Raw genomic sequence first — 1,827 nt, forward strand, 5'->3', positions numbered from 1 at the left:
CAGGAGGCCAACGGGTTACCCCGAGCCCGGTGCCACAGATGGTAGCGCTCCCTCTGCGACGACACACAAGGAGGCCAGCCCCCTGGCCGATCGGGCGCGGGATGTCGGGCGCCTGCGATTGGCCGTGGTTCGTTGCGCCTTGCTGTGCCATATTGGAGCTGTATGTGGCAGAGGGTGAGAGCCGTGGCACAAAATGAAAACGAGGTGCAGGTTGGCGCACAAGGCAGGGTGGTGATCCCGGCGGCACTGCGCAATACCCTGAAACTGCGCCCGGGCGACCGCCTGGTCGCGCGTCTGGTCGGGGAAAGCCTGGTGCTGGAACGGCGTGAGATCGTCGAGCAACGGCTCCGTGATCGATTCAGGCACATCCCGCAGGACGTCAGCCTTGCGGACGAACTCATTGACGATCGGCGGCGCGAAGCCGGGCATGAACATGGTGAACCATGACCACCGTGCTGGATGCTTCCGCCCTGCTGGCCTTTTTGCATGACGAGCCGGGCGGAGACAGTGTGGCGCGTGCCCTCGACGGCGGCTGCGTGTCCACCGTGAACTGGTCGGAGGTTGTCCAGAAATCCCTGCAGCGCGGGGTGGACGTCCGGGGCATGCAGCAGGAGTTCATGGATGTCGGGCTGGTGTTCGAGCCATTCACGGCGCAACAGGCCGAGCTGGCCGCACAGCTGTGGGAATCCTCCCACCGACATGGCCTGTCAATGGCCGACCGTGCCTGCCTCGCGCTGGCCAGAGACAAGGCCCTCCCGGTCCTGACCGCCGATCGGGCATGGGAGCAGCTTGACCTGGACATCGAGGTTCGCTCGTTGCGTTAACCCCGCCAGCCGCTCGTGTCCGGGGCCTGGCCGACGGGGTAAGACCGGCACCGGGCAGATCGGCCGGAGGGCCGGCCTCCTACCGGTCGGGTGCAACCGTAGGAGGCCAGCCCCTGGCCGATTCGGGCCTGGAGATTGCCCGGACGCACAATCGGCCGGAGGGCCGGCCTCCTACCTTTCCAGGATCTCCATGGCACGTTTGGGGTCGTCCAGGCAACGGTAGAATTCCTGTGGCTTCAATCCCGTCTGGTCGATCATCGCGCGCAGGATGCCTTTCGCAAATGGCTGATTGTGTTCACTGACCAGGACCACGCGTTTCGCGCCGCGAAACTCGGGATGCACCCACTTCTCATGTGCGCCCTTTCCCTGCTTCCTGTTCACCTCAAAACCGAGGTGTCGAAGCACGCGGGTGAATTCACGATGGCTTACCTGCCGTTTGTTGGCGCCGAATCCCATGGCACATGGAGCGGTGGGTCACGCGAGGGCGCTCGGGATATCGGCATCCTCTTCGAAGCGTTGTCGATCGCGCGGCCCCTGGCCGTTGTGTCGCAACCAATCCATGAGCCGTACCCAGTGAAATTTCAGAAAAACTCCGGGTCGTGCCTTGCGCCGGAGAAGCTGCTTCGCTTCTTCAAGATTACCGGCCTCGGCGGACGCGGCCACCTCTTCCAGGTGGTTCTGGATCATGGCGTGGAGCTGTTCGCGTACGTCCTCCAGCGAATCCCCTTGAGCAGCAATCGCAAACTCGAGGGAATATCCCGCATACAGGTTGTCAGCCCGCCGCTCCAGCAGGCAGCGAACATGAATACGCTTCTGTTCCATGGTTATCGGCGCTCCCTGTCCCCGATTCAAGTTCAAAATGCTACGCCTCCGCAACGGGGCTGTCACCACGGCATTGCCTTCCCCGACCCGTAGATACCGTGTCTCGCTTACTGGTTGCAACCGGTGCTACAGCGAGGTTGGTACGGCTGCTGCGACTTCAGCACACCGAAGGCGATGTGGA

At 63.2% G+C, this 1,827-nt stretch carries 4 protein-coding genes; 2 read left to right on the forward strand and 2 right to left on the reverse strand.

All coding sequences use genetic code 11. From position 1 onward, the window contains the following. The first annotated feature begins 183 nt into the window (after positions 1-183). Together D893_RS13645 and D893_RS13650 are read left to right on the forward strand one after the other, a co-directional pair. A complete protein-coding gene (locus D893_RS13645; RefSeq protein WP_077244299.1) occupies positions 184-447 on the forward strand; it encodes an AbrB/MazE/SpoVT family DNA-binding domain-containing protein in 264 nt (87 codons plus the stop codon). Next, positions 444-824, forward strand: coding sequence for a type II toxin-antitoxin system VapC family toxin (locus tag D893_RS13650; protein WP_110620081.1), 381 nt, complete (start codon positions 444-446; stop codon positions 822-824). Before D893_RS13645 ends, D893_RS13650 begins: the two co-directional genes overlap by 4 nt. 171 nt (positions 825-995) lie before the next feature. On the opposite strand, the gene D893_RS13655 is transcribed toward D893_RS13650, so the two are convergent. Beyond that, positions 996-1,280 (reverse strand): type II toxin-antitoxin system HicA family toxin, encoded by a 285-nt coding sequence (locus D893_RS13655; RefSeq protein ID WP_110620082.1) that lies wholly within the window; start codon positions 1,278-1,280, stop codon positions 996-998. A gap of 18 nt (positions 1,281-1,298) precedes the next feature. Then, positions 1,299-1,646, reverse strand: a complete 348-nt coding sequence (locus D893_RS13660) for a hypothetical protein (protein ID WP_110620083.1) — start codon at positions 1,644-1,646, stop codon at positions 1,299-1,301. Positions 1,647-1,827 lie beyond the last annotated feature (181 nt).

Source organism: Thioalkalivibrio sp. ALE21, from assembly GCF_003208255.1.
In the GTDB taxonomy this organism is placed as follows: domain Bacteria; phylum Pseudomonadota; class Gammaproteobacteria; order Ectothiorhodospirales; family Ectothiorhodospiraceae; genus Thioalkalivibrio; species Thioalkalivibrio halophilus.